At 43.5% G+C, this 7,783-nt stretch carries 9 protein-coding genes; 7 read left to right on the top strand and 2 right to left on the bottom strand.

The window, feature by feature from the left end; all coding sequences use genetic code 11:
- Positions 1-15: 15 nt before the first annotated feature.
- Entirely contained in the window at positions 16-711 is a 696-nt protein-coding gene (locus tag FD44_RS09205; RefSeq protein ID WP_056973899.1) for a sulfite exporter TauE/SafE family protein, read from the bottom strand.
- 15 nt (positions 712-726) lie between these two features.
- Positions 727-1,137: a peptide deformylase gene (locus FD44_RS09200; RefSeq protein ID WP_010619081.1), complete on the bottom strand. Its 411-nt coding sequence runs from the start codon at positions 1,135-1,137 to the stop codon at positions 727-729.
- A gap of 171 nt (positions 1,138-1,308) precedes the next feature.
- Between FD44_RS09200 and FD44_RS09195 the strand changes: the two genes are divergently transcribed.
- From FD44_RS09195 to FD44_RS09165, 7 genes are all read left to right on the top strand, one after another.
- The gene (locus FD44_RS09195) at positions 1,309-2,637 is read left to right on the top strand and encodes an FAD-dependent oxidoreductase (protein ID WP_010619082.1); all 1,329 of its coding nucleotides are present in this window, start codon (positions 1,309-1,311) and stop codon (positions 2,635-2,637) included.
- A gap of 119 nt (positions 2,638-2,756) precedes the next feature.
- The gene (locus tag FD44_RS09190; RefSeq protein ID WP_010619083.1) at positions 2,757-3,077 is read left to right on the top strand and encodes a PadR family transcriptional regulator; all 321 of its coding nucleotides are present in this window, start codon (positions 2,757-2,759) and stop codon (positions 3,075-3,077) included.
- On the top strand, positions 3,070-3,705 hold the full coding sequence (locus tag FD44_RS09185) for a DUF1700 domain-containing protein (protein WP_010619084.1): 636 nt from the start codon (positions 3,070-3,072) through the stop codon (positions 3,703-3,705). Before FD44_RS09190 ends, FD44_RS09185 begins: the two co-directional genes overlap by 8 nt.
- Positions 3,702-4,628: a DUF4097 family beta strand repeat-containing protein gene (locus FD44_RS09180; RefSeq protein ID WP_010619085.1), complete on the top strand. Its 927-nt coding sequence runs from the start codon at positions 3,702-3,704 to the stop codon at positions 4,626-4,628. Before FD44_RS09185 ends, FD44_RS09180 begins: the two co-directional genes overlap by 4 nt.
- Before the next feature lie 100 nt (positions 4,629-4,728).
- The gene (locus FD44_RS09175) at positions 4,729-5,712 is read left to right on the top strand and encodes an aldo/keto reductase (RefSeq protein ID WP_010619086.1); all 984 of its coding nucleotides are present in this window, start codon (positions 4,729-4,731) and stop codon (positions 5,710-5,712) included.
- Between the two features lie 118 nt (positions 5,713-5,830).
- Complete coding sequence (locus FD44_RS09170) at positions 5,831-6,670, top strand: DNA/RNA non-specific endonuclease (protein ID WP_010619087.1); 840 nt, start codon at positions 5,831-5,833, stop codon at positions 6,668-6,670.
- A gap of 70 nt (positions 6,671-6,740) precedes the next feature.
- The gene (locus FD44_RS09165) at positions 6,741-7,727 is read left to right on the top strand and encodes a choloylglycine hydrolase family protein (RefSeq protein WP_010619088.1); all 987 of its coding nucleotides are present in this window, start codon (positions 6,741-6,743) and stop codon (positions 7,725-7,727) included.
- The last annotated feature ends 56 nt before the right edge of the window (positions 7,728-7,783 follow it).

Here is a 7,783-nt window from a genome sequence, read left to right as displayed (position 1 = left end):
TCAACTTGACAGGGCCTAGTGCAACAAGGGGCCCTTTCCTCGGGTCATAACCTTCATCAAATGGGGAGCAACTGCTGCCCCGGCCATTGCGCCAATCATCAAACCTAGACCTGCAGTCCAGTCAACGTTTCCACCAGATGTGTGGAAAATGGCGCCGACAATTGCCATACAGATGAGGACGTAGGATGAGGTTGCGGAAGCTTCCATGAAGGAGCCACCCATGATGAGCAACCCAGCCATAATTGGACCGCCACCGCTTAAGCCGGCAATCCCAACCATTAGGCCACTAATGACACCAAAGAAAACGGATAACCATTTGCTATGAGTCTTGGGCTTATCTTTTGACGTTCCGCGCAATCGATAGAGCGTTTGAACCCCAAGCGCAACCAAAATAAGTCCGATGACAATTTTGTAAATTTTAGTTGGGATGAGGGGTGCCAGCAGCGACCCAACGACAACTGACGGAATTGCTGAAATTAAGAGGCGATTACCGAGTTTGAAGTTAATCTGTTTTTCTCGGTAGTACGACCACGATCCAATCAAAAGGGGCGGAATGGCAGTAACGATGGACGTTGCCGCAGCGACTGCGGGTGCCAGTCCAAAGACAGCCGAGAGTGCGCCAAGGTAGAACGAGCCACCGCCGCCACCCATGGATAGAACGAAAATACCAACGAAAAAGCCAATGATAATTAACAAAATAATCTGAAACATTTTTCAAAAAGCCTCCTAAATAAGGATGCCCTCGCAGTGGTCAACCTCGTGTTGAATTATTTGCGCGGTGAATCCCGTAAAGGTATCCAAGTGTGATTTAAAATTTTTATCGACATATGAAACGGTAATGCGCTGATACCGAGTGGCTTTTCGTTTGCCTAGTAAAGAAAGACAGCCTTCCTCTGCTTCATAAGAATCAGATTTTGCTGTAATTGTGGGGTTAACCATTGGAAATTCCATTGGGCCAATTTGGACGACGATTATTCGCTTGTTTACGCCAATCATGTTGGCAGCTAAGCCGACACCACGGTAGGCATTTTCCTTGAGCGTATCTTGTAAATCGGTCACAACGGATAAGTCGTCTTTTGTAGCAAGAACGGCCTTTTTAGAAAGAAAATTAGTATCTGTGATAATTTGTTTAATCATGATTAGCACCTGCTCTAGTATAGTTATGAATTATTATAGACAGTCTTCTAAAAAAGGTGCAAGTTTAGTTTCACGTGAAACACTAAAGTGCGGCCAAACTTCCAGCGAACTCATTTAAAAATCCTGATGTATACTGATTTTGAATGATTACAAATAGGGAGTGACCTTCTAATGAAGCATTACGATAATATTATTATTGGATTTGGTAAGGCGGGTAAGACGTTGGCTGCAACTTTAGCCAGCCATCATGAAGAAGTTTTAATTATTGAAAAGGACGCCATGATGTATGGTGGAACCTGTATTAATGTTGCCTGTTTGCCAACAAAAAATTTAATTTTAAACGCGCAAAAAGGGGTTTCATTTGACCAAGCGTTTGAAGCCAAGAATAAGATGACTAGCAAATTACGAAATAAAAACTACCATAAAGTGGCCGATCAAGAAACAGCGACCGTTTTAAATGCGGATGCTGAATTCGTTGATGATAAGACCATCAAAGTGACCGATGACTCCGGCGAAGAAATGTTGACGGCGGATCGAATTTTCATTAATACGGGATCAACCCCGATTATGCCCAGCATCGAGGGCTTGAGTGAGAGCAAACACGTTTTTGCATCTCGCGAAATGTTAGACCAAAGCAAACAAACTCAAAATTTGGCCATCCTGGGCAGTGGACCAATCGGGCTCGAATTCGCATCAATGTACGCCCAATTTGGGAGTAACGTGACAGTTCTCGCTCATGACGCTCAATTGTTGCGACGGGTTGAACCCGAAGCTGCTGAAATGGCGACCACTGATTTGGAAGAAGATGGCATCAAATTTGCGTTCAATTCGGTCCTTAGCAGCGTTGAGGACACGGATGACGGTGTGAAATTGACTTATCAGCAAGGCGATGAGACTAAGGTGATAGCGGCGGATGCGCTCTTAGTCGCAACCGGCCGGCAGCCAAATGTTGCAGATCTGCACCTAGAAAATACCCATATAAAGCAAGGCAAACGAGGTGAGATTGTTGTGGACAATAAGCTTCAAACCTCAGTTGAAACTATTTGGGCATTGGGGGATGTTAATGGCGGACCTCAATTCACCTATGTGTCACTTGATGACTGGCGGATTTTAAATAATCAATTTTACGGTGATCAGACCCGAACGTTGGACAATCGTCCCGTCTATCCAACGACAACATTTTTGAAACCAGCACTTGCTTCGGTTGGGTTAACTGAGGCACAAGCTACTGAAAAAGGACTCAACTTTATCGTTAAGTCCATGGCGGCAGCTGGTGTCCCAAAAGCCCAGGTAATTGGCGATCCCCGAGGAATGTATAAAGCGATTCTCGATGCGAAAGATCATACCATTTTAGGCATGACGATTTATGCCGAAGAAGCCTATGAAACGATTAACCTGATTACAACAGCAATGAGTCATCATATTTCTGCTGATGAGTTGCGAGATCAAATTTATAGCCATCCGACGATGACGGAGGCGCTGAACGACTTGTTTGCATAATTAATAGGAATCCCCATTCGATAATTGAATGGGGATTTTTTCTTGACTAGTGGCTCATGACCAGTTATTATGTATTTGGAATCATATTATACGTCATATAGTATTATAGAGGTGATAAAATGGCAATTCAAATTAGCTCCGAACTTCTGGATGGGTGTGTTTTAGCGATTCTAGAAGATGAGGATTATTACGGATACACGTTAACCCAGCGCGTGCAGCAGGCGGTTACCGTCTCTGAATCAACGATGTATCCGGTCCTGAGAAGATTGAAGAAAAATGGGTTACTGACAACTTATGATGAACCATTTCAGGGACGGAATCGACGTTATTATCAGATTACCCAAGAAGGTCGAACTCATTTGGCAACAGTCAGGGATGAATGGCAAGAATTTCGAGAAGGCATCGAATCTATGTTAGGGGATGAAAAGAGCGATGAATAAATACATTAAAGAGTTAACGGAATATTTACAGCCACTGGAAGATTCTGAACGAGATGAAGTAATTAACTTCTATCAGGAATATTTAGAAGATGGCGGGTTTGACTACTATGAGGCCTGTGTCACGGAACTCGGCAGTAGCAAGCAGCTGGCCCGGAAAGTTTTGGCCGATTACTCAATCAAAAGCTTGGATGATCCGCAAAATGGATCGAGTGCGAGCAGACAAAGACGGGCACCAAAAGCCCAAGTTAAAACGATTTGGCTTATTATTTTGGCGTTACTTTCAACGCCAGTAACGATTCCAATCGCGATTGTCGTGTTCGCAATGCTATTTGCGATTATTGCAATTGGAGCAGCGATTGTCGTCTCAATCATTGCAGTTGTTTTGGCATTTATTGTGACGGTGTTAGTCGCCATTTTCATTGGATTTAGTTTGATTACGGTGAACTTCTGGCCGGGGATGTTCTACTTAGGTGCGGGAGTGACCGGAGTTGGGCTTACCTTGATTGGTATTCCAATCATCATTTGGATTATTCGCTGGTTGATTCGTGGTGTTTTAAGTATTAGCAAATGGTTATATGCCAAAATTAAGCACCGAGATAAAGCACAGGAAAGGGGGGCGCACAAATGAAAAAATCACTCATTGCAGGTGCCATCACATTGGTTGTTGGTTTATTCATTTTAGCCCTCGGTGTCGGACACGGGGGAGCAAAGTCAGTTTATTGGCAAAATGGGTTCAAAATCGATAGTCGCGTCAGCCAGTCAAAACAGATTGGTAACGTTAACGAAATTGAGCTGGATACGAGCCGACCGGTGATTATTCACCGCGGGGATGAAGCTAAAGTAACCGTTAAATCGACTAAGAGTTCAAATACAAATATTTCATTAAATAACAGTAAACGGAAGCTAACCGTCAAGGGTGGTAGTCACCCAGCAGTAAACCTATTTTTTGATGAGGACTACGAAGATTCCCAAATTGAGATTACGATTCCAAAGAAAACCCAGCTGAAGACTGTTTCAGTGGCTCATGGGGAACTAACCATGAAGGACCTCAACGTTGACCGGTTAAATAGCCGCTATTCGGAAATTACGCTCGACAACGTGACGAGCAAAAACTCGCTCGATTTGAATGAATCCAATTACTCTGATTTGGAGTTAAATCGGGTGACGGCACCAGGCCTTAATGCAGAAACGGATGGTGAAATAACGGTTAAGAATAGTCACTTTATAGAACAGGACAGTTCAATCGTTAGCACAAACGATGATGCGGAATTAGCCCAAAATTCTTGGCGATCACTGAACGTTAAGTTGGAAAACGGGGATTTAGACTTTTCCCAAGAGAGCATTAAGAAACAATTTGTCGCTAGACTTTCGAATGGTGATATTGACGGTCAAATCGATCAGAATAAGCATAATACGATTATCACGGACAATGATAATGGCGATACGACCTTATATGGTAAAGATAGTTCAACCTATGGGGATTTGAAGGCCAAAAACGCGGTGCTTTACCGCTTAATCAATGTAAACGGCGATATCGATGTGACATATTAGTAAAAATTAACCACCAATCTTTCCTTAGATTGGTGGTTTTCCTATGCTATACTTATCATTAGATTGTATCCGTTTTCACATAACGAGGAGGTTCCTATTTATGGCACATAATGAAGTTAAAATCGGTAAAAGTGATGTTCAGGCAACGGCCCTTGGTCTCGGCACTAATGCGGTCGGTGGCTATAACCTGTTTCCAAATTTAAAGGATGAGGATGGGCTCGAACTTGTCAAAACGGGCTTAAACAATGGCATTAAATTATTGGACACGGCTTTCGTTTACGGGTTAGGTCATTCTGAAGAACTCGTTGGTCAAGCAATGAAGGAGTTTGACCGCCATAGTTTCGCACTCGCAACCAAAGGGGCTCAGGACTTTTCAACTGGCGAGCAGGTCATTGATAATTCACCAGCATTTCTAACCGCTCAAGTGGAAGCAAGTTTGAAACGACTTGATACAGATTACATTGATGTTTACTACATTCATTTCCCAGATCACGACACCCCCAAAGCGGAGGCGGTTGGCGCTCTAGAGCGCTTAAAGGAGCAGGGGAAAATCCGAGCAATTGGACTTTCTAACTTTAGTTTGGCCCAAATTAAAGAAGCCAATGCGGACGGCTACGTTGACGTAGTTGAAGATGAATTTAGCTTATTGCACCAGGATCATGCAGTCGACATGATGCCTTATTTGAAAGAAAACGGGATTAGCTTTGTCCCATACTTCCCACTAGCTTCTGGGCTCTTAACCGGTAAGTATGATCACGATGTTAAGTTTCCTAAAGACGATATTCGCAGCCAAATTTCTGATTTCCAAGAACCGCGTTACAGCAATGCTTTGGCGGCAATTGAAAAGGTTCGGCCAATTGCTGGCGAACATAACGCAAGCGTTGCTCAAACTGTCTTGGCATGGTACATGAAGAATCCATTAATTAGTGTGGTTATTCCTGGCGCCAAGAAAGCCAGTCAAGTTGAGGCAAATGCGAAGGCGATGGACGTTGAGTTAAGCGATGCGGAGTACAAAGCAATTGATGATGCATTTGTAAAATTTCAAACGGCAACGAGTGGTAAGTCGTTGGCAGATCCAGACTAATAATTCCATAGAAAAATTCCAGCTCGATTTAGGAGCTGGAATTTTTATTTTCAGCTATCCTTCGAACACTCGTTTGCGTTATAATTTATGTATTACTTTTTTGAGGGGAATTTTAAACATGGCACGTAAAAGACGTAGACGTAAGAATAAAAATAAGGGGATTCTTTGGTGGATTATATTTGCCGTCGTTGTGCTAACGCCAACTGCCGCAAAGTACGGTCCGGATACTGTCAAAAACATTAGTCAGACGAACAGTACCAGCCAAAAAACAACCAGCTTTAAGAATAGTCCGAGCTTCAGCGACACGTATGAGACGATTGCGCATTGGCAGTTTGCATCAGGGATGCAGGCGGTTAAAATTGTGAACCATAATCAAAGTCAGCTGAAGGCAACGGACTGGAAATATTCGCACATTCAGTATTCTAATTTAGATACGCATAATCGGGCACGGGTTGCGACTGCATACCTAGATAATTCCAATTTGGGCCGCTCTGCTGGACGTCCCGCTCAAAATTGGGAGCCGGCAGGTTGGCATAACCAACCGATTACGGTGAATGGTAAACGTGTCTATCCAGAAAATAGGGGACACTTGATTGCCTACACGCTGACGTTTAATTTGAATAGTGATGGTAAACAGGAAAAGGGTGCCGAGGGCAGTAGCGATAATCCTAAAAATTTAGCAACCCAGACAGCATTCAGTAACCAGCAGCCCATGCAGGTTTACGAAGAGCAAGTTCGAACGGCCTTGGAAAAACGGGAAAAGGTGATCTATCGAGTCCAACCCGTTTACCTGGGAAGTGAGTTGATGCCACGGGGATACTGGACCCAAGCAATTTCAACTAATAAAAAATTAAACTTTAACGCCTACGTTTGGAACGTTCAACCGGGTGTTGTTTTCAACTACACAACAGGCCGTGGAAAAGCGGATAAAAATATGACGGTTGATTGGACCAATTAATTTTCAAAAATGATTACGAAGATTAAATGAGGCGTGCTAAAATTAACGAAATAAAAAGGACGTGAAGTTAATGTGCACAAGTTTAACGTATGAAGATTATAAGGGTGACTGGTATTTGGCGCGAACCATGGACTTCGGGTTCAATTTAGATGGTCGGCCAGTCGTCATTCCTAGAAATTACCATTTTGATAGCGATGCATCAGCAAATGGCTTCGATACGAAGTTCGGATTTACGGGTGCAGGCCGCAACTTAAACGGCTACATCCTGGTTGACGGGGTGAACGAAAAGGGACTTAGTGCGGCGGCCCTGTACTTTACGGAATCAGTTTACGCTGAAGAAGCGAAGGCGGAATCAGTCAATATTGCGTCTCACGAGGTTCTGATGTGGCTTTTGGGGAATGTGGCAAGTATTGCTGAATTAAGGGCCAAATTTGCGAACGTCAATATTGTGGCAGTCCCTAATTCACTGCTGCAAATAGTCGTTCCCCTTCATTGGATTGTCGCTGATAAAACGGGAAAGAGCTGCGTCATTGAGCAACAGGCAGATGGAATCAAAATTACCGATAACCCAGTGGGCGTGATGGCCAACTCACCCGAATTTGATTGGCATTTAAAGAACTTAAACAATTATGTTCAGTTGAATCCAGGTTTGCATGAAAATAAGCCCTACGGCAAATTTACCGCAAACGGATTTGGTGCTGGAACGGGGGCGCTCGGATTGCCTGGGGATTACACCTCAGTTTCCCGTTTCATCCGAATGGCCTTCATGCGTCAGCATGCTGAAAAGGCGCAAGATAGTTCGTCATCAATCAACGCGCTATCCCATATTTTGAATAGTGTCGAGATTCCAAAAGGTGTTAAAATTCAGGCGGATGGCGATGTAGATTACACGCAGTACCGCGGATATATGGAAATGGCAACCCCAACGTACTACATGCAGCCTTACGATGATCAGACGATTACAAAGGTTGTCCTGACTGAAGCGTTGCTCACTAAAAAAGAAGCAACAGAATTTCCACTTAAGCCAACCCAACAATTTAATACAGTCACAGAGTAAAGCCATCCGAAACTGGATGGTTTTTTATTTTGGACACAAAAACTGACTAACATTAG

The sequence above is a fragment of the Secundilactobacillus malefermentans DSM 5705 = KCTC 3548 genome, assembly GCF_001436395.1.
GTDB classification, from domain to species: Bacteria; Bacillota; Bacilli; order Lactobacillales; family Lactobacillaceae; genus Secundilactobacillus; species Secundilactobacillus malefermentans.
This window is presented reverse-complemented; position numbering and strand designations above follow the sequence as displayed.